This window comes from Paenibacillus sp. LjRoot153 (assembly GCF_964253085.1).
Classification (GTDB): domain Bacteria; phylum Bacillota; class Bacilli; order Paenibacillales; family NBRC-103111; genus Paenibacillus_E.
The window spans coordinates 3973946-3999964 of sequence record NZ_CAXUQH020000001.1; the positions used below are offsets into that span (position 1 = coordinate 3973946).

Consider the following 26019-nt stretch of genomic DNA (forward strand, 5'->3'; position numbering starts at 1 on the left):
GAGGCAGCCCTTTGCTTATCTAACGGACAGCATTCTTCAATTGTGCTTGATGGCTAGAATAAATCTCAACCTCCACGACCCGCGGCGAATCGCTCTGCACCGTTGACCAGGCGAATGATCCAACTCCTAACCTGCTAGACCGTGCTGCAAGAGACTGGGGAAAACAGAACTTCATCAATTTCGTAACTTGAATGAAGATGGAGAAGGCGGAGTCGCTGATCGACCATTCCGAAAACACCGTCGAGCGGGTTGCGGAGCTGCTCGGCTACGACAACAAAAGCTATTTCGTTAAGCTGTTCAAGCAGCATTACGGCTTTTCCAAACTCCAAGGAAACAGCATTATGCCCGTCGCAATGAATAGAAAGATCGACATCCACTTTCAAATATCCATGAATCCAGCTTGGATTGGCGAAACTACATTAACTCATCTATCATTTGGCAGATGGAAGAATAAAAGAATAATAAAGCTTCAGGAAGCGTTCCGCATTTCAGCCGCGACGGCGCGCTGCGCTCTGTCTGCTGGCAGCAGCAAGATCAAGACCACCAGGAGAGAAGCCGTCAGGAAAACGGCCGAACCCACGAGCGAGACGGAGATCGCATGGGTAAATGACGTAACCGAAGGAACTGCCTGCCGGTTTACCGCCTCGAAGACGGCGATCAGAACCGCGAGTCCGAGCGACGCGCCGGTCTGATGAGCGACGTTGACGAGCCCCGACGCTGCTCCTGCATCCTTGGCCTCCACGCCGGACAACCCCAGCGTCGTAAAGGGTTGGAAGATCATCCCGGCACCTCCCCCCATGACGATTAAAGGGAAAAACACATGAGAGAGGTAGCTAGAATCAGCTGAAAGGTTGCTCAGCCAGCTTGTTCCGGTAATCGCAATTATTAATCCGGCGATCAGTACTTTAGCGTTTCCGAAACGGGCTACTAGCGAAGGCATTGCATACATCATCCCAAACTGAACGACCGTGAACGGCATGATCGCGAGTCCGGCCTTCAAAGAATTGAAATGCAGGACGTTCTGTAGAAATTGCGGAACGAAGAAAAAGATCGGATAATTCCCACACAAGAGCAACAACCTACCTAAATAGGCTCCGGATCGCGTGCGGCTTGCGAATAGGCGAAGAGGTGTAATCGGCTCTTTCGCACGTGCTTCGATCCGGAGGAAAGCCGCTAGTGAGCCACCTCCGAGAGCAAGCGAGCCCCATACCTCCGGCGTTTCCCATCCGCCAGACGCGGCTTGAACAAAGCCGAATGCTAGTGCTGTCATGCCGATCACCGATGTCAAGGCTCCCATGATATCTAATCTGCCCGCTTTCGACTCCGTCTCCTGCATATAACGAGGTACCATAAGAAGCAGAACGATACCGATCGGCACGTTGAGGAACATCCCGGCGCGCCAAGAGATCAGATCCGTCAATAATCCGCCAACGATTAGACCGACGCTGCCACCAGCTCCCGATACAGCGCTGTAGACGGCGATCGCTTTCGACCGTTCCCTTGCTGCCGAGAAGCTGACTGACAATAAGGCGAGAGCAGACGGCGTCGCCAACGCTGCAGCCAATCCTTGCATAGCGCGAGCCGCGAGCAGAATCGAAGCGGACGGCGCCAAGCCAGCCAGTATAGAAGCCAGCGAAAATAAGGCGATCCCTGCGCTGAATGTTTTCCTCCTTCCAAGGATGTCTCCCGCTCGAGCTCCTAACAGCAGGAATCCTCCGAAGGCTAAAATATAAGCGTTCTGCACCCAAGTCAAAGCGGCCGTCGACAGATGGAGTGTGCGACCGATTTCGGGTAACGCAGTAACCAAGACAGAAGCGTCGAGTACCATCATCAGTTGACAGGCGACGATCATCGCCAAAATAATTTTTTTCGAATGTTCATTCAAGAAGAATACCTCCCATTCATGTTATAGCGTTATTATGACGCCAATCCCGATCGAGAAGTAGCTCGTTTCTGCTAAAAAATTGCACAATACTGCAAAGTGAAATTTTTGTAGTTCGTTAAACAGGTTGGCGCTATTACAGGAAGGAGGTATAATAGGAGTGGGAAAAAGGAATGGAGGGACGTTCTTATGCAGACAGAATTGGAACAATTATTGAATATTATTGATGCTCTAAATCTTACTGAGGGTCGTACGGAGACGTCCGTACCTTTCTTTTCACTGATCCGGCGTAACCGGCCGACGGCAATTATCCCCGGTGTACTCACACCATCTTTTTGCCTAATTCTACAAGGGGCTAAGAAGCTTCATCTTGGTCAGGACACAGTCTATTATAGCGCGGGTGACTATTTGGTTTCGTTAATTGATATACCGGCCTCTGGTCAAGTCGTCGGCGCTACGCGGCAATCACCGTATATCGGCTTGCGAATCGATATAACGGCGGAAGAAATTGCTTCTGTCATGACGGATACCGGTATCATCGTGAAGCCGCTCGACGGAAAGTTGGGTCCTGGAGCCTACGTAGGCAAATCTGATGAGCACTTGCAGCTCTTATTCATCCGGCTGTTGGAACTGCGGGGCAAGCCAGAGGCAGAAATCCTTTTTCTGTCCTCGCTGATTAAGCGCGAGATGATTTTCCGCTTACTTACGGGAGATTATGGGCATTTGTTTGTCCAACGGGCCTTCATGGACCAGCAGAATGAGGGGATTAGTAGAGCCATTGAATGGATAAAGGAGAATTACAACAGAACCTTCTCAATCGAAGAGGTGGCGAAATCGTCCAAAATGAGTGTCTCAGGACTTCATCACAAATTCAAAGCAGTCACGACGATGGCTCCTCTGCAATATCAGAAGCAGCTCCGCCTTCAGGAAGCCAGACGCCTCATGCTGAACGGCTCCGTGAACGTGACGGCTGCCGCTCTGGAAGTCGGATACGAGAGCCCGGCTCAATTCAGCCGGGAATACCGCAGGCTCTTCGGGCTCCCTCCGCTTCAAGATATCAAAGCATTTCATAGAAAACCAGTACCGGAAGCGTTCGAGACCAGTTAAAAACCTTCAATTCCGCAGGTGGAATTGAAGGTTTCGTCTGTCCAAAAAGACTGGTTTGAATCTTAACCTGATGGTCCTGGCAGGAAGTGAGAATAAGAAATACGATGATCGCTTCAAGCAAGCTTTCCGATTTCATTACGTGTATGCGGCTAACGAAGAAGTGTCTTACTCATCTCTCTTTGTGGAGGAGGGGAAGCATTTCATTGAATTAGGTAAAAAAGATGGTTACGCCTTTTTTACATAATGAGCAAATAATTGGATAGTAGAGGACTAATGAAAAGTAATTTTTTAATAATATCCCAATAAATGGTAGGAGTGAGAAGGATGACAATAAATAAGAAATCAGCAGAAACAACTGGTAAGAAACCAATAAAGTTGTCTATTCCTCAACAAGTAGTTGAATTTTTAAACAATCTTGAACATCCTCTCAAGAAGGAAATTGAGGAAGTTCGGAAAATCATTTTAAGCTCTAATGAATCTATTACTGAACATATAAAATGGAATGCGCCGAGTTTTTGTTTTAATAATGAAGATAGAGTGACCTTTAATTTGCAAGGAAAAGGTTTTTTTCGGCTTATCCTTCATTGCGGAGCAAAGGTAAAAGATCATGCTGAGAATGGGAATCTGTTTGAAGACACCACAGGCTTATTAGATTGGGTTACAACTGATAGAGCTATAATAAAATTAACTAATATGAATGATGTGGATTCTAAGAAAGAGAAACTTGCAACAGTTGTAGCAAAGTGGATAGAAGTAACGTGTTCGAAGTAAGATTCGCAAAGAGAGGTTTTGATACAAACATAGTTCGGGAGCAACTGTAATGGGGAACACAATATCACTTACTACATCCAGAATGGAACGCAATTAACATGATTGATTTTAAAGCTATTCACCCCTTGTCATTGAATTATATGGGAAACGTTAGTTTAATAATCAATTTTAAAAGGCTGCCGCGTGCAGCCTTTTTGTGTTAACAGGCGTTTTATTAAAGTAATAAAAACTATATTTCAACTTTATATTATCTTCACTTTATCTTGATATGTACTCATTATAGTTGTATATGTAATATCCAATAAAACAATGAAAGAGGTTTTCAAAATGGTAAAATACAAAACAAAATTTTTCACTGCACTTGGTATTTCAACAGTATTATTAGTAGGAGCTGGTAGTGCATACGCCACTCAAAAAGAAAAAAATGAGGTAGTAAAAGCAACAGAAGTTGCTCCAACTACTAAAGAAAAAGAAAAGAATGCGGTAGTAAATACATCAGAGATAGTTCCGACTTCTAAAGAAATTCAATCAGTATTAAAAGGTGAAACTACGCCTTCAACCATTAAAGTAGATGGTTTATTTTCTACAAATGGTAAGCCTGATTATACAGCGGACTATTTTTTAAACGATGATAAATTATTTTCGTTATTATCAATTAACGCACAAGAATTAAAACAAGAATTAGCAACAGGAAAATCTGTTGTTGAAATTGCAGTGTCTAAAAATGTTTCTAAACAACAATTGATTGATGTCATTGCAAAAAGACAGATTGATGTACAAATACAAGGTGAAAATAAAGGCGACGTTCCAAAAAACAATCGCTCAATGGAGCAAATGTTAAAAGATATTGAACCAAAAGTAGTACAAATCATCGAGCATAAAACTGAAACTCCATGGAAAAAATAAATCAACCATCCATGATTTAGTTCAACTTAAAAGGAACAGTTCTGCTGCGGCAGCTGTTCCTTTTTTATTTAACTAATCCATATTTACATAATCTTTATCTGAGCATTTTAAAAATACATAAACGTGGAAGTTACTGGTAGAATATAATGGGCGCTTAGATATTTTTGGTGTTGAAGATGAGTATATCTTGTATAATAATTAGCGTAATGACGCTAAGATACCATTTTGAAAATTTTCAAGATTGGTAGAGTTGAAACGTAAGATATCTTGGAATAATTCTGAACTGAACAAATAAAGGGGATAACAATGAACCAAGAGGATGTCAAACAACGTATTAAAGATTACCAGCAGGCAGATGGAGTGCACCCTCTTATTTGCGGACTCAATAGTAAACATGAGAAATTATACCCAAAGGTTCTTGAACAAGGGTTGGTTCTTCTTTGCCCTAATTGCAATTACACTCAGACTTACATCCCTGATCTCTTCTTCGATGATGGTTTTTATGAGTGGTTGCGGGGGATGAAGAGATTGATTTAGGGAGTTCCTCAAGGACATATTAAGAAACCTCTATCATGATGGAAAAGGTTTAACCATTTAAATCGGAAAAACTTGGATCCTAAATAAAATTAGCCTAATCCAAGTCAGCCCGACTATATTCACCTTAGGGAATCATCTTCCTTTAAGTGAATAGAAAACTGGAAATGATATTGCAGTTGCAATGCTCAAACAAACAATTGAACTGGGGATTATAAATTTCTTCATTTTGCAAGACTCCTTACTTTCTTCAAGTTCCATTAGTCATAGATATCACTAATGTGTACGATTATTATGGGTGATGATGAAAATGTTTATTCCTCCTATGCTTCTCCAATACAGAGTAAAAACAATTTGGCTTTTAATGATCCTTACACTTTTGCAGAACTTTATTAGGACGGGATGCGTTTAATCCTTTCAATTTTGGATGAAGGAAGCAGATGGAAGCATATTGTTGCTATAATTGGTACAAAGTGGATGCGTAAAAAACCCCTTAGATGAGTACAATATTTATGTTTTCAATTACTCAGATGGGTGGGCTAATGTCAATGACAACACACGATAAACAACGAGAAAATCACGCTAAAGATCAAGATGATAATAAACCGAATCATGGTAAAAGTAGAAAAAAGGGTAAGTAAATACAAAAGCAAAAAAAGCCCTTGGGGATTCTTTACCCCTCAGGGCTTTTACTTTTTCCCGTTGCTTTCGGTACAAGAATGTAATAACACATCTTGGCTGAGCGATCGAACTTCAAAACAAACTGCATTAGAGTCATTTTAAAATGTCTTCTACTTTTGCTTGCATTGCTGTCTTCGGGATAGCACGCTTTAAAAATTTTCGAATAATCGCCAAACTGTATCCAAGTTGTTAGCGTATTTGATGTGCTTGTACCAGCTGCAGTAGCAAACTGCTCCCGGATCAGGAAGTTGCGGCAGTTCTTCGGCAACGTGCGGTATCGCTGCTGACGTAGCCATGCTAAATAAGCATTCAAAATTGGGAGACTACGCTCCATTCGAATGGTACAAACGTTCTTCTGTTGCCGCATCCACAACGAGAATGGCAAGGTTCTTCTATGTTTCACTGTTTCAGCTTGTGTACATGTTTCACACTGGATCAGAAGGAGATATACAATCTGTATCGAATATTCATAACGATGAAGTATAAGGATGAAGTATAAGGAAGTATTTGCAGATTTAATTTACTAAAGGTATTTCAACTATGGGGTGGTGAACGTGCGCAGCAATAGATTGATTAATCCTTTGACCGTGAAAGCGATTCGTATAATGACAGCTCTTGTTAGATTATTGCGTAACCCTTTCGGTACTTCATCGCTTAGGAAACGAATTGTCGTAACTCTGATATTGAGCTTCTTGGGGTGTTCCATTTTAATGGCAGCTGTCTCGTACAATGCGATTAACACGATGCAGCAAAACAAAATTAAAACGAACATGGCCTTCGATTTGTACCAGCAATCTATGAAGCTCACGCAAGTTTATTATAATCTGCTCCAGGTAACACAGCAAATGACACCTCAAGGCAATGTCGGCAACCTCATGGATACATATTTCTCCACAGACGATCTATATAATAGACTTCAACTTTCGCTAAGTGTATCAAATAATATCGGACTGATTTCATTTTCTAACCCGGCTATGGAGCTGGTGATGTACTATAACCCCGAGGACAAGCACCCCCTTTATTCAAATCTGCCATTGCGTGAAGATTTTACAATGCAATCCTTGCCTAATGTGGCTGGAAACGAGAGCATCAAATATCAATCGCCACATTTGTCGCTTTGCAGGTTCAGCGATGATCAGGTCGTTTCGGTGACGCGAGAAATCACTTTTTCCGACGGAACGAAGCAAGTAATTTATGTCGAAGCCAAGTCCGATATCGCGACGGACATTAGTAAACTTTCATCCAGTTTAAATTTGCCGTATGTGCTGATTTTGAGCGATCAAGAAGAGCAGGTTAAGTACAGCAGCAATCCTAGTGTTTTTTCAGTCGGCCATAACTTGATTCTGGGCGGGAATTCGGGTATAAGCGAAGGTTACATATGGGATCAGTTAGTGAGCGATTACGGTTATCATATCGCACTTATGCTGCCCGTAGAGAGCTATAACCACGAATTTTACACTTGGAAAAATCATATGTTGTTAATACTGGGAATCGCTCTTATCATTCTTTTATCCATCGCTTTGCTGCTGCTGCGACTGATCAACAGACCATTGCGCGTGTTCGAATCGGAAATGGTAGCACTCGGAAGAGGGCACATGGATGCGATGCAATATCGTACAGGCATTTCCGAATTTGATAAGCTATTTGATCAATTTAATAAAATGAAGCAACAAATTCAGCAATTGATTATTGATGTTGAACACAAGGAGAAACGGCGGCACCAGTTGGAAATAGAGAAACTCGCTTATCAAATAAATCCTCATTTTTTAATGAATACGCTTAATTCGGTACGTTGGCTGGCAGTCATGCATCGTCAACCTGAAATCGATAAGTTCGTATCCACGTTGATTTTTTTGCTTAGCTACAACTTAGGGAAAAATCAGGAAACGGCAACGCTCCGAACAGAAACAAAGGTTATGCGCGCCTACCTTGATCTGCAGCAAAAGCGATACGATTTTCAAGTGAATTTGGATATTCCAGAGGGTAGCTATCTCGATAGTCCTGTTGCTCGGTTTATCCTTCAACCTGTTGTAGAGAATGCTGTCTGTCATGGCCTTGATGAACATGGCAAGCTGGAGGTGCGCATTTCGCCTGACGAAATAGCTGGTATCATCAAAATCATGATTCGCGATGATGGCAAAGGACTTAGCGAGGAGACGCTTGCGCTGCTGCAGCGTGAATCACCTGATCAACAGCAGGGAGGCCGGGGGATCGGTCTGCGATATGTGCGGTCTATGTTGGAAGCGTTTTACGGTGATAGAGCCAGTCTGCATATTGACAGCATTCAGAATCAAGGTACAACGGTTATCATGTATCTCCCCTATTGAAAGGAGAAACAGATATGATCAGTGTTTTAATTGTCGATGACGATAAACTCGCGCGAAAAGGACTGATTTCAATCATGCCATGGTCCGAGCATGGCATGAAGGTAGCTGGAGAAGCTGCTAATGGCGCAAAAGCATTGGAATTTCTAGAGCAGCATACCGTGGATCTCATGTTTGTTGACATCTCCATGCCTGTGATGTCAGGAATAGAACTAATACAGGCGGCACGAATAAAGCACCCGAGTTTGCGCTCCGTGATGCTTACGTTTCATGAAGATTTTGAAAATGTGCAAACAGCTTACCGATTGGGAGTTCTCGATTATATTTCCAAAGTGCGTCTAGAGTTGGAGGATGACGAGCAAATTCTCAAACGAATCCGGCATAAACTGGTTGACGAATTTCCTCAGCACATTCCAAAAACCGAGTCCACGGTGCCTGTTCAAAATGGTATTTCTGGCGATGAGAACGGTTTCCGAGATGATGAGCAATGGCGCAAGCTAGAACAAGATTGGCGCTCGCTTTACTGGCTGTATAATGATGCTATTTTCCAGCATTTATGCACCCAAACGATAGAGTCGAATCGTTCAGTTCGCCGTCTAGAGGGGTTATTCATGCGTGTGATCTCGCAAGTTGAGATTGCCGCACAGCTCGATACGGGGTTCTGGACTGAAATCGATGACATCCGGACGGCGGTGGAATGGATTCGCCGCTACCGGATTTTAATCTATTCGCAGGTAACAAAGTCAACAGATTTAACGAAAACGATGATTTGCATGCTAAAAGCGGTTCTATTCATTCACCAGCATACAGCTGAAACGCTGCATGCAGAAGATGTTGCCGAACATGTGAATATGAGCCGGAGCTATTTTTGCCAATGCTTTAAAAAGTTAACAGGGTCGACATTCAACGATTATCTCAGGCAAGAGCGGATCCGCGCCGCTGAGCGGCTCTTATGCGAAACAAATCGGCCAGTGACATGGATTGCCAATGCTGTCGGGTATGGCGACTCCAAGTACTTTTCGCAGATTTTTCAAGAGCAGACGCGGATGCTTCCATCCGAATTTCGAGCACAATGCCATAGGGAGAATTGATCACTGAAAATCGAACAAATACCTACCCTGCATGCATGAGTTCATTTTAAACACGATACATCCTTCAGACTTCTAATCTAAACCTTCAATGTATAATAGGGATGAAAAGATACAAGGGAGGGATTAGGTTGAAAAGAAAACTTGTAAGCGTACTCCTGACGACATTTCTTGTTTCAAGCATGGCTGCTTGTACTTCTCCAAATGAAACAAAGGAAACGAAGACGCCATCAACATCTGATGTAAAAGCTTCCTCAACACCAGATGTGAAAGCGCCTTCAACTACAAGTACAGCACAAACAACGGGTGATGATGTAGCCTTTTCCAAATTTCCGTCTCCGGTCGATGTTCATATCGGCATGGTTGTGGATCCGACAGACAAAACGTTGCCGCAAGGTGACAGTGTAGGCAATAACCAATATACCCGCTATCTGAAGGAGAAGTACAATATCAACATAATTGTTGATTGGACGGCAGCAACTGGCAATGACTATAAGCAGAAGGTTAGCCTATCTATTGCATCCGGCAAGCTTCCGGACGGTATGGTCGTTGACGACCGGTCCTTTATGACGAAAGCCGCTAGTTCGGGATTGCTGTACGATATCACCGATTCGTTCAACAAGTATGCCTCTTCTCAAGTAAAAGAAATAATGGCCAGCACACAAGGACGTGCGTTGGAAAACGCAAGCTTCAAAGGCAAAATGACATCTCTCCCTAATATCACAGTGGATACCGATGGCGTTCATATCATGTGGATTCGCAAAGATTGGCTCGATAAACTGAATATGCCGGTGCCTAAGACGGTAGGAGACATCGAGAAAACAGCTAAAGCGTTTATCGATAACAAGTTGGGCGGGGACAAAACAATCGGCATTGCAGGTCCATCAAAGAATACGTTCCCTTACGCAACTTTCCTCGTTTCTTCCAATAACATGGGTGGATTCGATCCGTTATTCGGCGCTTTAGATGCATATCCGGGTTATTGGCTAGATAATGGTAATGGCTCGGTCACCTATGGAACGACTACGGACAATACGAAGAAGACACTTTCTTTACTGGCTGATTGGTATAAGAAGGGACTCATTGATCCTGAGGTTGGTACCCGTGACAACGTAGGGGATCCGATCAATGCGAACAAGGCAGGTATTTTCTTTGGTCCGTGGTGGAATGGCGGATACGGAAATGGCGATTCCTTCAAAAACGACCCGAATGCCAATTGGCAAGCCTATCCTGTATATACGGATGATGGAAAATGGAACACTCATATGAAGACTACAGGCAGTACGTATACACTCATCAGTAAAAACGCGAAACCGGATGTTGTCAAAGCTATTCTCATTATGAATAACGCGCTTGTTCGCGATGAGGCTACTTTCAATTTATCCGTCAATGTGGCCTGGTATCCGCTTCGCAACGTGATGGCGGCTGCTAATGAAACTGAGTATGAGTATACCGAGCTTCTCAAAGTACTTAACGGGCAGAAGAAGCCGGAAGATTACAATGTACCTAATAGCTTGTATAAGTTGATGTATGCGGATGCGAAGAAAGTACAAAACGTTATTAAACCGCCATACGACAACTTAAATGTCAGCAACTTCGACAAAACAAATTTCGGTGATTTCCAGCGTCTATATTCGCTCATGATTGGCGACCGTTCATTCTCAACAATCCCGATCAATAAAAAAGTGTTCAGCGTAACCTATAACCAAACACCGACGATGGAGACCAAATGGGCAAACTTGAAAAAAATGGAGGATGAAACTGTACTAAAAATCATCCTTGGCCAAGCCCAAATCGATTCTTTTGATAAGTTTGTTAAAGATTGGAAAGCTCAGGGCGGGGATCAGATCGCAGCGGAAGTAGCGGATCTCCTAAAAAAATAATATGTATACACTTGCAAAAGGCGTTGGTGGACTCAACGTCTTTTGCAAATTTTCAATATGGCTGTTGAGATGGGGGACAACCGTTATGAGGAAAATGGGCTTCCAAAAACATTATTATTTCATGCTGCTTCCAGGCATGATTTGGCTTATTATGTTTAGTATTGTGCCGATGTTCGGCATCGTGATGGCATTTCAAAATTATAATCCCGGAATGGGTATTTTCGGTTCCGAGTGGGTAGGGTTGGAAAATTTTAAATATATGTTTCAACTGAATGATAGCAAATCGGTTATCATGAACACAGTAATTATCGCCGTGGGCAAAATTGTGTTCAATTTGTTAATCCCATTAATATTTGCAATATTACTGAATGAGCTTACCAACTTGCGCTACAAAAAGTTTGTTCAGACGGTCGTCTATTTACCGCACTTTTTATCATGGGTCATTATGGCGACGATTGTTATCGGCATTTTCGGCTATTACGGCGTAGTGAACACGGTCATTCAAATGTTTGGGGGAGATCCCAAGCTTTTTATGGCGGATGCAAGTATATTTCGTCAGTTGGTTATCGGCACCGATGTGTGGAAAGAGTTCGGTTACAATGCCATTATTTATCTCGCAGCACTGACAGGTGTCAACATGAATCTGTATGAAGCGGCGGCAATCGATGGAGCCAATCGTTCGCAAATGATAAGGAATATAACACTTCCGGCTTTAACGACAACGGTCGTGCTGCTGGGAGTTCTAAGCCTCGGCAACGTGCTCAATGCTGGTTTCGATCAGGTATACAATCTCTATAATCCGCTTGTATACTCAACGGGCGATATTTTAGACACTTGGGTTTATCGGCTGGGCTTGCAGAATCTGCAATTCTCACTAGCCACAACGGCAGGATTGTTCAAGTCTGTCATCAGCTTCGTGCTCATTGTTATATCATACCGTCTGGCGTACAGATATGCCGATTATACGGTATTCTAAAGGGGGAGGTTGCAATGGTAAGAAATACGACGTTAGGCTCACGTACTTTCGAAATTGTCAATGTGATTCTCCTTGGCTTGTTGCTGATTAGCTGCATATATCCACTATGGTATACCTTCTGTGTGTCCATCTCTGATAAATCAGCTGCAAACGCAGGCCTGGTTACTCTCTACCCGATTGGTTTTTCATTAGCCTCATACAAAGAGATCATAAATGATAGTCTTTTCTTGAATTCATTCTGGATTTCAATCCAACGAACCGTGCTAGGTACAGCATTCTCTATGCTGATTAGTGTTTTAATGGCCTATCCTCTGGCAAGACCTAAGAAAGATTTTACAGCGCGCAATACGTTTATGTGGATCCTTGTTTTTTGCATGGTCTTTAATGGCGGTCTGATTCCATGGTATCTCACGATCCAACATTATGGTTTGATCAACTCCATCTGGGCGCTGGTGCTTGGCGGAGGTGTCCCGATCTTTAATGTTATTTTGATAATGAATTTTTTTCGGAATCTTCCTAAGGACCTCAGTGAAGCAGCAATTGTAGACGGTGCCGGACCTTGGTCAACATTGTTTCGGATCTATATTCCTTGTTCTATCCCTGTACTAGCGGCAGTGGCGCTGTTTATCAGTGTGTATCACTGGAACGAGTTCTTTAATGGCCTGGTGCTGATGAACACTTCTGATAAATATCCGCTACAAACCTATATCCAGCAGTTGGTTGTTAACATCCCGGTCGGCACAAACCTTACGCCTGAACAATATAAAAAGCTGTCTGAGTTATCCAACAGGACGCTCAATGCCGCCAAGGTCTTTATTGCCATGGTGCCGATGCTTATCGTGTATCCATTTTTGCAAAAATATTTCGTATCCGGAATAATGCTGGGAGCAGTGAAGGAATAACAGGATTGAAAATCCCCTTTGTGAGAGCTTGAATTGATGACAACCCCCTCAACGGATAGATAAACCATTGAACTACTATGGGGAACGATAGTTTCATAGCAGGCTGCCGGTGATTAACTCGGCGGCCTGTTTCGTTAACTGGCAGATAGCTTCAACAGTTCATATTATGTTCAGTTCAGGCACCTGTACAAAATCCTGTCAAAACAAAATCGGTCACAGAAACAATTCCTGAAGTAAAGACCCCTGACGGTAAAATAATTACTCTTGTTCAAACTTTAATGGATTTACCAAGTTCTCAATTGGACAAAGTTGCCCTGACGCTAACCGCTTCAGATACACACATATAAATATATCTTCTATAAGAGGAACGAAATCGACGGACCATTATATGGGGAATGGGAAAATACAACCGAGCTGATGCAGCCTGCGGGGATTCGATAAAAGTTCCTACGGAAAAAGGGACGTTTGTCGGTGGTTTACTTTCAACAGACATGAAAAGCGGTTATTGCAAAGATTTGGGATTAATCGGAAATGTAAAACAGTTTTACGCGTAGTACAAGGAAATTGGTCTACTTATTTCCTATTTATGGAAAAATTAATTAATTATCACTAATTTGAAATGAGGGATAGTATTGCATTTTGAATTGAGTGGTTGTTTACGTGGGGGTTGTAAATAAAAGATTTACACACAATGACACAATGAGTGTTATGAAAGGAAAACTTGAGATATGTTTTGTATTATGACTTAATATCAGACCAATACTACTTCACAAAATCCGTATTTTATACATATGTACTATAATATGTTAGAGTGGGGTGTATAATTTTATTCTTGTCGGATGATGTGTCGAATTATCGATGTGTCGAATCATCGTTTCAGAAACAAACGCGTCTCCCCGTTAGCTTGCTTAGTGATGCGATGTGGTTTAGGTGGTGCAGGTTTGCCTACCGATTCGCTTCTCCGAGAAATCTCCGGGCAGACCGAGCGCACTAGACCTCGCTATATACGGTGTTATCAGAAGGAGCCCTTTCCTCGAAGAAAACCAAGTCCCTATGAATTATTGATTTTATATCTAGTTTTTTCTATTAGCGTTATTCGCTTCTCGTTATTCAAATAACGTCCTATAGTTATGCCATTCGAATTATAGCAATGTGCGTAACTCTTAATTATTATTCCATCCTTTAAAATGAATTGATATTCACCTTCATGTGGTCCCTTACCTAAATAAAAGTGAATAGTCCCTATTTCCTCCACTTTATATGCTTCAATTAGTTTTATTTCAGATATTTCAATTTCGATATGCTTCATAAAAAATATGTATTTACTAATCTTCTCTCCTTCAATTACCCAGTAATATCCGAATAGGAAAATCACAAAAAATAAAAATATAACTGAAAACAAAACAAATGCCTCAATAACAAAGCCCGCCATTAAGTAAAATATAAAAAGGAATATTGGATATACAACCAATGTAATTATGATTGTCTTCTTAAAATGAAATTTCACCCTTGATTTAGCTCCATATCATTATTTTAGGCTATTTAATTTAATCGCCTTTTTATGCTTCTCAAATTCTACATTTTGATTAAGGTATTCGTGAGATGATTCAATTATCCTGCCAGTTAGGTGAGCGAAAGGCTGCCGATCGTGCCGGCAGCCTCTCGTTACTGTGTATTGAACAAGCGTCTCCCGTTAACTTAATCATTTAGAACCAACAATATCGTCAAACCGAGCAGCTAGCTTGAGAAATTTTTCACCCCAACCACTATCAATTGATATTTCTTGGAATGATCCAGTTGGACCAAATAAAATTTCCAGTTCAGATATTGCTCTATCTCCAATTTTAAGCTGTTGTCTGAGTGTGTCTATGGTCATTAGAACATCCTCAACAGTTTCGAAACTTGACCATGTGACATCAGTATTTGGAGAGTCGATCAAATTACTTAGTTCAGTTAACAAATCCAATAAATCATTGAGATTGTCCAATTTGTGTGACTCCCAATTCTCAGCATCCTGCTGTCATTATGCTATCGTTCCTCGTTAGTTGAGCAACAATTAGTTGTGGATAAGCATATCAAGATAATCTACAGCTTCTTCAATAGTGTCAAACGCAATATCGTGACCATTGCTAGAAATATCGAAAGGGAGAATATTTTTTCTGTTGGTTAAACCTACTCCTATGCCAGGTACAATTTGTATTTCAAAATAATTTAACTTACCATCATTCAAACTTATCCAAAAAGAAACTCCTGATTTTTCATAATATATCTCCCAATTTACAAATCTATTTTTTAATAGCTCTTTGATTTTATCATAATCCACGAATTCACCTTCCTTAAAGATTTAAATATCAAAGACAATCATACTTTTCATCCCAATACTATTCAATTCTTTAAAGTATTCTGTATGCCGTTCAAATACCCTTGTTTCAATTAAAGTTGTTTCGCTCTTCTGCCCGTTAGGTGAATAAAGGCTGCCAATAACCGGCAGCCTTTAAGGAAGTGTTATTCAGCAAAAGTTCATCGTTAGTTTAATGACTTGCTCATATTATATGGGATTTCATTTTATAAGCTGTTGTGTATTTCGCAATTAGTTCTTTTCTTGCTTCTTCATTGGCAATTAGAATGTCGCCGTAAACAGGCACAAAGGTATTCCAATTCTCTTCCTTCAAATGTTTGGTTACAAAATAAATATGATTGTCCTTCGCGAAACTATTTGCAAGGGGTCGATCTCTGAAATATCGTGCATTCGATAAAGACCTTCACCAAAGGAATCACCATTGTATATACTTAAAAGTTCGAAAAAACCTTTGTACATGACTGAATTTTATTGGGTATTATCGAATTGTAAAATACTTTTCGCTCAGGTACATTAGAAAACTGGCAGAAATTCTCGAACATTTATTCCCTCCTCAATCACTTAATTTTAAACTTTAAAACTAATTCGTGGATCCTATACTATACAAGCGGTAAAGTAACCTCGAACCTTGTTCCATATCCTTTTCGAGAGGTAGCTGTCATATATCCCTTGTGATTTTCAATAATACGATAACAAATTGATAATCCAAGGCCTACACCATTTTCTTTTGTTGTAAAAAATGGATTCAATATCTGATCAAGTTCTTCATTCGTCATTCCCACCCCGTTATCTTCAATGATGATCTTAAATTCTTGATTGTCAGTATCTAACTCAGTACATAGTTGAATAAATCCATTCTTTTCAATGGATTTAATTGCGTTCTGAAGAAGGTTAACTAATACTTGTTTAATCTGAGAAGGGTCAATCATCGCTATCGTTAATTCATCATCGTAGATAGCTGTAATTGATGTGTTTTTCAAAATGGCTTGACTATTCATAAAGCGTATGGTGTCCTTCAATAATTCTTTCATATCAATTGCTCTTCTCTCTGGAGTACTAGGCTTCGCCATGACTACAAAATCCGAGACCAATTGTTTCATACTTTGAAGCTCGATATTAATTAAACCAACGTATTTCTGAAATTTTTGTTGATCATTAGACCGCTGTAAGAGCTGGAAAAAACCAATAATTGAGGTTAATGGATTCCGAATCTCATGAGCTAATCCAGCTGCCATTTTCCCAATTGCTGAAAATTTTTCCGAGTTAATGATTTGCTTCTCCAAGATTACTCGTTCTGTGATGTCACGAAACTGAGCGAATGCACCAAGCAATTCACCACGTTCATTTAAGATTGGCAGCACATCAAAGAGACACACATTTTCTTGATCTAATGAATAACGAAAAGTGAGCTCGATATTTTCACACTGCTTACGATATTTGAGAGCTTGATAGAAATAGCTACCAAAATGTTCAAATGGAAAAACCGGTGTGCCTGTAACGCTCAATCGATTTCTTCCCGTTATCTTTTCTGCGTAAGCATTAAATTCTGTAATGATTCCTCTCTCATCTGTCATGATGATACCATTTCGCATATTATCGACTACAAGCTGCTGTATGAGGTTTTGATTATGATTTGTGAGGCGTAGTGACAATTCTCGTTCAATAGAGTCCACCATATTTGCAAGCAGAGCTAAATAAGTATGATTATGATGCTCGACAGAAGTCATGATTGAAATAGAACCTGAGAGGTTGTGGTAATTTGTGAAATGGAATGGGACGCAGTAACAAGCAGCATTCTCCAACATCGTATGGTAGTGTTCCGCACCTATAATTTGAATAGGCTTTTGTTCTTGAAGTGCCAGAGCTACTACGTTTGTCCCCATAAATTCTTCATCGCACTTAATGCCACCTTTGATGCCTAATTGATTTATCATCGACTTCATCGTTTTGTCTCCATAATTATCTAAAAGGTAGCCAGTGTCATTGCTTACAACTATTAGATGAGGCGTCCCCGACAAGAATGCTAATATTTTTTCTGAAAAATATTTGGTGACAACAAGGATATCCCTATATTTGTCCTTCTCTTCATGAAGTTGTATTGCTGATAACTTAAACCCCGGAGTAGGTATTTTCGAGGGGTCCATCCCCCGTTCTAAACACCTTTGGCGGGAATTTACGATCCATTTATTCATATGATTCTCCTCAATTTAATAGCAACTTCAAAAGTCTTAATATCTTAAGCTAACGCATCTGAGAAGCAACCTGGAAGGTCTTTCAGAGCTTGTATGAGTCTTTCTTGATTATTATAGCATTTACTGCTACTCGATCTACTATTTTCTGTCTATTTTAAAACATAAAGGGACCATTTCACTAGAAATGATGGTGCGACAACTCATGCAATGATTGCGTTATACTGCCCGATAGCTTAATGAGGCTGCCACTCGTTTTCACGGCGGCAGCCTCATTTTGTAGTTTATTGAAGTATCGTTCTGCGTTAGCGGAGCGATACAAAAATCCGATAGCGTCAATTTTGTTGCAAAGTAATCGGTATTTTACTTACAAGCTTCCATTTTCTCTCTTTTCCAAATCCCCCCTCTGGGGACAAATAAACCTCCACATAATAAGTACCAGCGGACACAGGTTTAAAAATAAGATCACTGGTGTTCCCTGGAATTGAAAGATACTTGTTTTCAACGGTTTGAGCAGGAGCTAATTGCGTAATACTTTCGTCAAAGGTACAGCTCCTCTTCTCTGACCTCATCACCAGCTCAGTCTTCTTATTTTTATTAACAATTCGAATGTCGATATGTGTAGGACAGCTAGAACTTCCAGATTTATATGTGAACGTCTCCTTCCCTTCATTTGTCAACTTAGCGTCTACCTCGATTACTTCATCTGAACCAAATTGGTTTTTATCTAGTTTAATTTCATATCCTAGACTACCAAAGCTTTCTACATGATGGATAGGTAGGATTGGTTTATCTGTCTCTTTCATCATTACAACACTTGCTATAACCGAAATGCACAAAACACCGACAAGACCATAAATAACTCTCTGTTTCAACAACAACGCTCCACTTAACAAAGATAGTTTTAATTTCTTGGTTATTCTAACCATTTTCCTAGTATGTTAGTAAACTGCCCGAAAGTTGAGCGGATCGCACAGAAACGAAAACAGGCGATAGATCTGTTCCATCGCCACGCTATAGTTATCCGTTAGATTCCTGTAGATGGATAAATTCCAGCTTTGTAAAAAAAGGAGCGCCTCTGTACGATGGAAGTACGCTACGGGTCAAAAGCCCTTTAATTCCATCATCCAGGAGGACGCTCTACTATGAAGTTTAAATCACAAGATAAGCAAAATCAACTCATTGAAAACATTACCGTTAATCATATTGTTGTAGGTGTAGACATTGCTCAGGAGGCTCATGTTGCAAGAGCCGTTAACTTCCGTGGTATCGCTCTCGGTAATCCTTTAGTGTTTAGTAATAACGAAGATGGATTCAAATCCCTCGACCGTTGGATTCGCGACTTGTTAGTTTCATTTAAACTAACCGAAGTTATCGTTGGTATGGAATCGACTGGTCATTACTGGCTAAATCTTGCCGGATGGCTCAAAAACAAAACCATTGAAGCCGTACTTGTTAATCCTCACCTAGTCAAAAAGAACAAAGAAAACCGCGACAATACACGTTCTAAAAGTGACAAAAAAGATGCATTAGTTATTGCCGACATGGTGAAAAACGGCTACTACTCCCCTGTCCGTTTCCACTCGTCTGAGTATGAAGCGCTGCGAATACTTATGGCTAACCGCGAAACAGTCGTTAAAAGACTCGTAAGTACCGTCAACCAGATCCACCGCTGGGTCGACATTGTTTTTCCTGAACTCAGACAAGTCTTCAAGATCTTAACTTGTAAGGGTGCATTGCTAACCCTTCGGCTTTTTCCGCTCCCGGCTGAGCTATGTAAACTAAGTCCTGACGATGTAATTAAAGGATGGCAGAAATCAATGAAGAGGCATTCTGGTGTGCGTAGAGCTCATCTACTCATCGATCTTGCCAAACAAACTGTTGGTTCCAAGCAGGCATCACATGCTTACAAACTCCATCTAGAACAGCTCCTAGAGGAGCATGACTTAGCTACTAAACAACTGCAGAGGATTGAAAAAGAAGCTAAAGACGTTGTTGAACGAATCCCCTATTCAGGCGAAATTGAAAAATCTGGTTCACCAGTAACTAAAACAGGTTGTTCTCTATGTAGGCTTTGTACACTAAAATCAAAATTCCCTTTATCAGAAAAATTATTTGTGAAGCTTTCTGCCGTTGAAATAATGTCTTGTTCTAATCTACTTTGCATAAATTCTAGCCTCCGATTATAATCATCATTGGAATATGGACATATCCCAAAACGTATATTTTTCACTTTTATATCCCATAATCTCTTCTCCAGACATTTCCATTATCCTGCCCGTTAGCGGGGAAAAGGCTACCGATCTTTCACGCGTCAAGTAACAGCTTATTCATTCATTGCTTTCGTCTTGTAAGAAATAATGCAGTAAGCGCCGACACTTGAAGGGAAATCAAGGCTGCCGATCATGCTGGCAGCCACATCTTGGTTCTGCATGTAACTAACTACTCTCGTAGCTTTATCACCTATTCACTACTTCGTACTACTTCCCCAAACAATTTTGGAATATTAATTTCAAACTGCTGAATTAGATCTCCGCCAAAGATACTAATTGTTTGTTCCCATGGATGCCCTAAATATCCCCATGTGAAATCTTTATTTATAAAGAAATAATAATCTCCGTCTGGGTAAAAGGAAATAGTACTCGGTGGACCCAAGTGAGGATTATATTGAAACGAGTCGTGTTGCCAGTCTAAGGCATACAGATATTCATTTGGTTCAGTCACTGCTTTAAGGCATGCAATACATTTCCTCTCTAAATCATCTATGTCATCATCCGTGTAACTAGTTAGTTTATATGTAATATAAGGCGAAGGTAAACTAAATGTAGGCCATTCTCTACTATGAACACTGGGTTTAAAATTAAAGTGTTCATAAAATTTATCCCATACTAGCCGATAAAGTTCATTTGATAAAGAAACCCAATTGTCCATTCAGCACACCTCGGATATACTCGTAATTTAATGCCCAATTAAATACTATCATACTATCACAATTTTTATGGGTTTAATTTCCACTCTCTACAGCCCGTTAGGTGAGCAAAGGCTGCCGATTATGCCGGCAGCCTTTAAAAATGTTGCATATTGAGCAAACGTTCTGCGTTAGCTTAATGATGGATAGCTAAATTATATTATTCTAAACTGGGTCAGAGCATAATGTATACCATCTTCGCTTGCTTTTTTGGTAACGAAATCTGCTTTTTGCTTAAGCTTTTCATCACCGTTTCCCATAGCAATCCCCAAACCAACAAACTCTAACATATCCAAATCGTTTCCACCATCTCCAAATGCTATTGAATTGCAAACGTCAATTTTGTAATAATCCAGCACTCTTTTGATTGCTTGCGATTTAGATACAATTTGAGTTTCAAGGACGTTCATTACATATCCGTGGAAACGTACAAACTGAAGTTGCGGAAAGTTATCTATAAATTTTTCAGCTTCACTCTCATCAGCATACAAACATATACAGTAAATCTCCTCTGGAAGTGTATTTAATTTGCTAGGATAATCTACAAGACCAAGGGTCTCTGCTAGAGCATTTCTAACACGTTTCTCTTCTACTCCGATGCCGTTCATTGAAATTGAATCTGTAAAGTAGGAAATACCGTGTCCATGTAACTCGGCAAAACTCGACAGTTCATGAACAGTCCTTTGAGATATTACGGACTTATAAATAACTTCGCTTTGGTTTTTCACAAGAGCGCCATTAGATGAGATTAATGTATCAATACCAAGTGAAACTAATTCTTCACATAAATTATGCGGTCTCCCTGTTGCAACTACGACCTTAATGCCTTCTTCATAAAGTCTCTTAATCGCCACTTTTGTACTTTCAGGGATTACTCTATCCACTTCACTGTATAACGTACCATCAACATCAAAAAACACTATTTCGTACATTCTGCACGAGTCCCCCTATTTAAGAAAACACATTATTTTACAATAAACACTATACGTTACTCCCTAGTGTAATTTACCTTGATTACATTACTCACACCATATTGCTAAAAAGCAAGCTAGTGTTATTTAGTCTCCAACAAATTTATGTTTTATTCCCGATTTTCTACACTCACAGGGCACAGATCTGGTTTCTTACTGCTCATAATTGCAAGAATAATTCCTTTCCAACTTGGCTCCATCGTTAAAATACCTTGCTTTCATTTGAACTCTCGTTCTCCGCTTAATCCACACTTGCTAAAGATGTTTGGCACAGTTGTATAATTGACATGCCCAATCGTTGTTAGAATACGTAAGAATGGTTAAAGAGGTATTATCTATATACGTTTTTTTGAACTGTTGCGGTAAAAGATGTTGCAATGACAATCCAATAAATGCAATCTGTTCGTTGAGAAAACTTAGACCACGCTTAGCGACCATTTTGAAATCTTCCATACCAAGATTTTGCACACGCCAATTAACACCCCAACGAGCAATGCGTTCTTCCTCGGTAGTACCCTCAATTAGCCCACAATTAATTTCTCTAATACGCTCATCAATGAATACTTCGACTACTCTCAAAGATTTCCGTATTATTTCAGCCGTTTGCTTAGCTCTCATCAGATTACTGGAGAAAATAATGTCCCATTCTTCTTTGGAAAGCCTATTAGCCAACGCAACTGCTTGCTTTGTTCCTTCTTCGCTTAAAGGTATATCGGATATACCTTGAGCCTTACCAAGACTATTCCATTCGGTGACACCGTGCCGGATAAGCCCAACTGTGGTTGGCATCCCTCTCCCCCTCAATGAATGCTCTATTTACCCATTTTTGACTATCCCAATAGTACCATATATTGTAACTAAGCTGCCCGTTAGCGTAGTGAAGGGCTGCCACGCGCGGCAACCCTTCAAATTTTCTCAACTATAGTTATCCGTGGCACGGTCATATCTTTATCTATCAATATTAATTGACGAGCTATCACTATCCCAGCTAACTTTCCTACCCAACGCCTCCCCGACGAAACGGAGCGGAACGAATGTTGAACTATCCTCGATCATAGGAGCTTCCGCCAATTGCTGTGGTTGTCCGTTTACTAAGGCTATTTTTCCCCCAATAGTTAACTTGATCGATAAACCATCTTTTGAACCAGTGATGGTTCGCGAGACAGGTTCCCACTCGACCTTGAGACCAAAACTTTCGAATAAGGATCTGAAAGGTACTAAAACTGTACCTTCGTTATTTATTGGAGCAACGGTTAGTGGAAGGCTAAGGTTATCAATATATACTTGAATTTGCTTCTTACCAAAAGAGACAAGTCCAATATCGTTATTCGTTGAATAGATATTACCATTTTTACCGAGATTGAGACTAACCAATTTAGACCAAAAGGCATTCCTAAGAAACACGAAAATTTCTTCACCGCTGCTGTTAAGAGCAATAATATTACCGACTCCCGTAGTAAAGTAGGCATTTCCTTCTTTGTCTGTTAAGATATCTTTCAAATATCCTATCCCATTTTTTTCTGTCTCTCGTGGCTTATACTCCCAGATTGTCTCTCCATCACGGTTGATTTTTAAAAACTTTCCCCGTTCGTTAATGTAATATCCACCAAGGCCATCCGTTGGAACACCAGAGAATTGAATATTTTTCAAATCTAAGTCGGTTGGATTCACGATGCTTCCATCACTAGTATGTAGGGCATGTAAGCCTTGTTCTGTTAAGAAATACATTAGACCATTATCTGAAAAATACGGTTGAAAACCAGAAAATTTATTTACATAGCTTAGTGGCTTAGTACGCCATCTTTCTACACCTGTGGTGTCAAGGGAGATCACTTCTCCAAGTACAGAATCTACATATAGGTTTCCTCTATGATCCGCGTAGACGCTTGCCATATGTGAGTTCTTCGAATAATCTTTGTGCGCAGAAGAAGTAACGAATTTATTTATCCAATTGACTTCACCTTTAACATTACTTGAGATCAAACCTTCATTAGTGAAATACACTAAATTACCTTTCGTATCACCAGCAAACTGGCTATTAAAATCACTATAAATATCTTGCGATTGTAACTTCCTTTTTATTTTTCCTTCGGGGGATAAGACATAAAGCGTCGTAAGTCCTTTTTCCGACATTATGTCCGAACTGTGGGCATATAACGTCCCATCCTGTCCAATGACCAAGTTAATAACGGAACTTCCCATACCCATATCCAAATGAATACTCCATTTTTCTCTTCCATTAGGATATATTGCATGTACTACGTCTTTAGAGTCGGATGTGTACATCACTCCCTGTTGATCCTGCACAAGGTCGAACAACAATGTGTTATCTATTTTCCACTTCGCTTCATAATTTGCTGGGTTTAGAATTTTCGGCTGAGGGCGCTTTGGTGGTGTCTCGGTATATGTCCAGTTTAATTCTATTCCTTCCTCTATAGGCAAATACGCACTTGATTCTGCAAGTACATAACATGGACCTACAAGGCTAAATATGAGTAACGTGCTCAGTAAAATAATATAGTTTTTCATCTACATAATTTCTCCTTTATTTAAATTGTAAAGATCAAAAATAAAGAAAAGGCAACGGGTTTCCTTTAATCAATATTCCAGTAAGTTTTATTCGACATCATTACCAAATTCCCTACCTAGCGCAGCTTGTAATATGAGATTTTATAGATTCCTTCTCATGAGAAAGCATTTGTAATAGGTACTTTATTTCCATCAATTTCTTATCAAGGGTAGCTGAATCATCGTAAACTACCATCACGCAATTCTGCCCTTTAATTCAATAAAATAGGGACCGTACAGACTGCGCTGCAGCCGACGATCCCTATTTAAGTAACGTTCTCCTCGTTAGCGCAATAGCTCGAATGTCAACCGAGGGCCTCCTTGTGCTGCCGCAACAATGTTGCTATGTCGACGCCGTCTATCGTGAACCCTTCGATATCGCAACCTTCGATACTGACCCCTCGTAAATTAGTTTCGCGCACGACCGCGTCTTCTAAGTTGCATGAAGTTATTCGTACTGGCGGTTTCGCCGCAGTATGCCCGTCCCCAGCCGATCCTTGTCCCCGTAGCCGATATGCTTAAAATGTGCGCCACCCCATTGCGCGCCGTCGATTGACATTCCGGTCAGATTGGCGTCCGAGATCGCCATTCCGGTCAAGTTGATGTCGTTGAACGTAGCGCCAGCCAAGTTACAGCATTGGAAGCTTACCCCCTCCGCCCCAACATTGTTGATGCTAGAACCACTAATGTCCGCATTCACGATGGTCAGCGTTTGTCTGTCATTTTCAATACGCATCGCTATCACTCCTGTTTCCAGTTATTACCTACTCCATCAATATAGCTAGACCGCTTACTTTTTTAAATAAAAATTATACTATCACTCCACTAAATTGCCCTTTAGTTGAGAAAAGGCAGTCGATCCACTGGCCAAAAAAAGTCTCCGACCTGAGCCGTCGGGAATGAGATCAAGTTCTTGTCAAAATCGGGAATGGGATCAAGTTCTTGTCATTGGCTCGTGACAAGAACTTGATCCCATAAAATAAAAAGACCGCGTTTTACGCGGCAATTAATGGGACTATGTTCTTGTCACCCGACATTTTGACAAGAACTTTAGCCCATAAAACACGCGGCAATTAATGAGTTCAAGTTCTTGTCACCCGACAGCTGGAAAACTCATGGGCAGCACCGCTACCGCTCTGTTATGCCTGGTCTTCATCTTCATCATCATCATCTTCCGACTCGTCTACGAAAAGAGTAAGAATGGATGGTAATGGTAGAAGTCCCTCGGCTACTGCTTTTACTTCTTCAGCATATTCCTCTTTGATTAAATATTTCAGCGGTTGTTTGACGCTTTTGAAATACTTAAACGCTTCCTTCGCCATTTCATCCCATTCCTGAGAAAAATACAAATAATCATCCGCTCTCACTCTTGTCCGAGATGTTCCTTCCTCAGGCACGCATTCAAAATCTTCATCCACTCCAACAATTCCATAATCACATGTCAGTTGTTCCCCAGGGTATATATCTCTTGCAGCTAAATTAAATTCAAATACCGTATCGATACAGGTCGGATGGAAGCTATGATTCAAGTATCTTGCATGGTCCCAATGTAAAATATAATAATCACCGTCGTCACTCAAATAAGAATATTTATCAACCACTCTCCGCCGAGTTTCATCAAGCGATTCAACAAAATCCTTCTTTAATGTCATATCTAAATCATCCGAAATCCAAACAATGGTTCCTTTTGGGATTAATTTTGTGGCAACAATGCCGACACCTATCACATCGTTGATATAGCGGAGTTCTGTATCCGGATGCATCATGATTGAAGTTCATCCTCCTTCTTTTAAGACTGTAATATAATATTCATTCTTGATTTGGAAGGTCTCGTTCATAAAACTATTTTTCGGCAAAGATTAGGACCCAATAATTTGCGTTATTTGTGGCGTATCCACCACGCTCTACTG

The 26019-nt window shown here is 40.7% G+C and carries 24 protein-coding genes and 3 pseudogenes; 13 read left to right on the top strand and 14 right to left on the bottom strand.

What is annotated here, in order from left to right:
- Window positions 1-197: 197 nt before the first annotated feature.
- A pseudogene (locus ACSQ8P_RS16915) lies at window positions 198-275 on the top strand (hypothetical protein); the annotation flags it as partial.
- Window positions 276-469: 194 nt separating this feature from the next.
- On the opposite strand, the gene ACSQ8P_RS16920 reads toward ACSQ8P_RS16915, so the two are convergent.
- Window positions 470-1852 (bottom strand): MFS transporter, encoded by a 1383-nt coding sequence (locus ACSQ8P_RS16920; RefSeq protein ID WP_436236215.1) that lies wholly within the window; start codon window positions 1850-1852, stop codon window positions 470-472.
- Window positions 1853-2071: 219 nt separating this feature from the next.
- Between ACSQ8P_RS16920 and ACSQ8P_RS16925 the strand changes: the two genes are divergently transcribed.
- The 5 genes and pseudogenes from ACSQ8P_RS16925 (at window position 2072) to ACSQ8P_RS16945 (ending at window position 5203) form a co-directional block, all read left to right on the top strand.
- The gene (locus ACSQ8P_RS16925; protein WP_436236216.1) at window positions 2072-2989 is read left to right on the top strand and encodes an AraC family transcriptional regulator N-terminal domain-containing protein; all 918 of its coding nucleotides are present in this window, start codon (window positions 2072-2074) and stop codon (window positions 2987-2989) included.
- A gap of 55 nt (window positions 2990-3044) precedes the next feature.
- Entirely contained in the window at window positions 3045-3233 is a 189-nt protein-coding gene (locus ACSQ8P_RS16930) for a hypothetical protein (protein ID WP_436236217.1), read from the top strand.
- 80 nt (window positions 3234-3313) lie between these two features.
- On the top strand, window positions 3314-3760 hold the full coding sequence (locus ACSQ8P_RS16935) for a DUF1801 domain-containing protein (protein ID WP_436236218.1): 447 nt from the start codon (window positions 3314-3316) through the stop codon (window positions 3758-3760).
- 549 nt (window positions 3761-4309) lie between these two features.
- A pseudogene (locus tag ACSQ8P_RS16940) lies at window positions 4310-4666 on the top strand (hypothetical protein); the annotation flags it as partial.
- Window positions 4667-4972: 306 nt separating this feature from the next.
- The gene (locus ACSQ8P_RS16945; RefSeq protein ID WP_436236219.1) at window positions 4973-5203 is read left to right on the top strand and encodes a hypothetical protein; all 231 of its coding nucleotides are present in this window, start codon (window positions 4973-4975) and stop codon (window positions 5201-5203) included.
- A gap of 670 nt (window positions 5204-5873) precedes the next feature.
- Here ACSQ8P_RS16945 and ACSQ8P_RS16950 read toward each other — a convergent pair.
- Entirely contained in the window at window positions 5874-6215 is a 342-nt protein-coding gene (locus ACSQ8P_RS16950) for a hypothetical protein (RefSeq protein ID WP_436236220.1), read from the bottom strand.
- 204 nt (window positions 6216-6419) lie between these two features.
- Window positions 6420-6587, bottom strand: coding sequence for a hypothetical protein (locus ACSQ8P_RS16955; protein WP_436236221.1), 168 nt, complete (start codon window positions 6585-6587; stop codon window positions 6420-6422).
- A 4-nt stretch (window positions 6588-6591) separates the two neighbouring features.
- Between ACSQ8P_RS16955 and ACSQ8P_RS16960 the strand changes: the two genes are divergently transcribed.
- The 6 genes from ACSQ8P_RS16960 to ACSQ8P_RS16985 all read left to right on the top strand — a co-directional run bounded on the left by ACSQ8P_RS16960 (window position 6592) and on the right by ACSQ8P_RS16985 (window position 13608).
- The gene (locus ACSQ8P_RS16960) at window positions 6592-8208 is read left to right on the top strand and encodes a sensor histidine kinase (RefSeq protein ID WP_436236222.1); all 1617 of its coding nucleotides are present in this window, start codon (window positions 6592-6594) and stop codon (window positions 8206-8208) included.
- A gap of 14 nt (window positions 8209-8222) precedes the next feature.
- Window positions 8223-9296, top strand: a complete 1074-nt coding sequence (locus tag ACSQ8P_RS16965) for a response regulator transcription factor (RefSeq protein WP_436236223.1) — start codon at window positions 8223-8225, stop codon at window positions 9294-9296.
- A 128-nt stretch (window positions 9297-9424) separates the two neighbouring features.
- Window positions 9425-11176, top strand: a complete 1752-nt coding sequence (locus ACSQ8P_RS16970) for an extracellular solute-binding protein (RefSeq protein ID WP_436236224.1) — start codon at window positions 9425-9427, stop codon at window positions 11174-11176.
- Window positions 11177-11261: 85 nt separating this feature from the next.
- Entirely contained in the window at window positions 11262-12152 is an 891-nt protein-coding gene (locus tag ACSQ8P_RS16975; protein WP_436236225.1) for an ABC transporter permease, read from the top strand.
- Window positions 12153-12166: 14 nt separating this feature from the next.
- Complete coding sequence (locus ACSQ8P_RS16980; RefSeq protein ID WP_436236226.1) at window positions 12167-13054, top strand: carbohydrate ABC transporter permease; 888 nt, start codon at window positions 12167-12169, stop codon at window positions 13052-13054.
- Window positions 13055-13449: 395 nt separating this feature from the next.
- Window positions 13450-13608 carry a hypothetical protein gene (locus ACSQ8P_RS16985; RefSeq protein ID WP_436236227.1) on the top strand — a complete coding sequence of 53 codons (159 nt, stop codon included), beginning with the start codon at window positions 13450-13452 and terminating at the stop codon, window positions 13606-13608.
- Window positions 13609-14105: 497 nt separating this feature from the next.
- Here ACSQ8P_RS16985 and ACSQ8P_RS16990 read toward each other — a convergent pair whose 3' ends face one another.
- From ACSQ8P_RS16990 to ACSQ8P_RS17010, 5 genes are all read right to left on the bottom strand, one after another.
- Complete coding sequence (locus ACSQ8P_RS16990) at window positions 14106-14363, bottom strand: hypothetical protein (protein ID WP_436236228.1); 258 nt, start codon at window positions 14361-14363, stop codon at window positions 14106-14108.
- Window positions 14364-14756: 393 nt separating this feature from the next.
- Window positions 14757-15041 carry a hypothetical protein gene (locus ACSQ8P_RS16995; protein ID WP_436236229.1) on the bottom strand — a complete coding sequence of 95 codons (285 nt, stop codon included), beginning with the start codon at window positions 15039-15041 and terminating at the stop codon, window positions 14757-14759.
- A gap of 69 nt (window positions 15042-15110) precedes the next feature.
- Window positions 15111-15377, bottom strand: a complete 267-nt coding sequence (locus ACSQ8P_RS17000; RefSeq protein ID WP_436236230.1) for a hypothetical protein — start codon at window positions 15375-15377, stop codon at window positions 15111-15113.
- 635 nt (window positions 15378-16012) lie between these two features.
- Entirely contained in the window at window positions 16013-17605 is a 1593-nt protein-coding gene (locus ACSQ8P_RS17005; protein ID WP_436236231.1) for an ATP-binding protein, read from the bottom strand.
- A 332-nt stretch (window positions 17606-17937) separates the two neighbouring features.
- The gene (locus ACSQ8P_RS17010; RefSeq protein WP_436236232.1) at window positions 17938-18477 is read right to left on the bottom strand and encodes a hypothetical protein; all 540 of its coding nucleotides are present in this window, start codon (window positions 18475-18477) and stop codon (window positions 17938-17940) included.
- Between the two features lie 270 nt (window positions 18478-18747).
- On the opposite strand from ACSQ8P_RS17010, the pseudogene ACSQ8P_RS17015 reads away from it, so the two are divergent.
- Window positions 18748-19617, top strand: a pseudogene (locus tag ACSQ8P_RS17015) (IS110 family transposase); the annotation flags it as partial.
- 448 nt (window positions 19618-20065) lie between these two features.
- Here ACSQ8P_RS17015 and ACSQ8P_RS17020 read toward each other — a convergent pair.
- From ACSQ8P_RS17020 to ACSQ8P_RS17045, 6 genes are all read right to left on the bottom strand, one after another.
- On the bottom strand, window positions 20066-20533 hold the full coding sequence (locus ACSQ8P_RS17020; protein ID WP_436236233.1) for a DUF2716 domain-containing protein: 468 nt from the start codon (window positions 20531-20533) through the stop codon (window positions 20066-20068).
- A 192-nt stretch (window positions 20534-20725) separates the two neighbouring features.
- Window positions 20726-21502, bottom strand: coding sequence for a Cof-type HAD-IIB family hydrolase (locus ACSQ8P_RS17025; RefSeq protein ID WP_436236234.1), 777 nt, complete (start codon window positions 21500-21502; stop codon window positions 20726-20728).
- A 294-nt stretch (window positions 21503-21796) separates the two neighbouring features.
- Window positions 21797-22330 (bottom strand): histidine phosphatase family protein, encoded by a 534-nt coding sequence (locus ACSQ8P_RS17030; RefSeq protein WP_436236235.1) that lies wholly within the window; start codon window positions 22328-22330, stop codon window positions 21797-21799.
- 159 nt (window positions 22331-22489) lie between these two features.
- Entirely contained in the window at window positions 22490-24070 is a 1581-nt protein-coding gene (locus ACSQ8P_RS17035) for a stalk domain-containing protein (protein WP_436236236.1), read from the bottom strand.
- Between the two features lie 487 nt (window positions 24071-24557).
- Entirely contained in the window at window positions 24558-24845 is a 288-nt protein-coding gene (locus tag ACSQ8P_RS17040) for a pentapeptide repeat-containing protein (RefSeq protein ID WP_436236237.1), read from the bottom strand.
- Window positions 24846-25248: 403 nt separating this feature from the next.
- On the bottom strand, window positions 25249-25875 hold the full coding sequence (locus tag ACSQ8P_RS17045; protein WP_436236238.1) for an SET domain-containing protein: 627 nt from the start codon (window positions 25873-25875) through the stop codon (window positions 25249-25251).
- Window positions 25876-26019 lie beyond the last annotated feature (144 nt).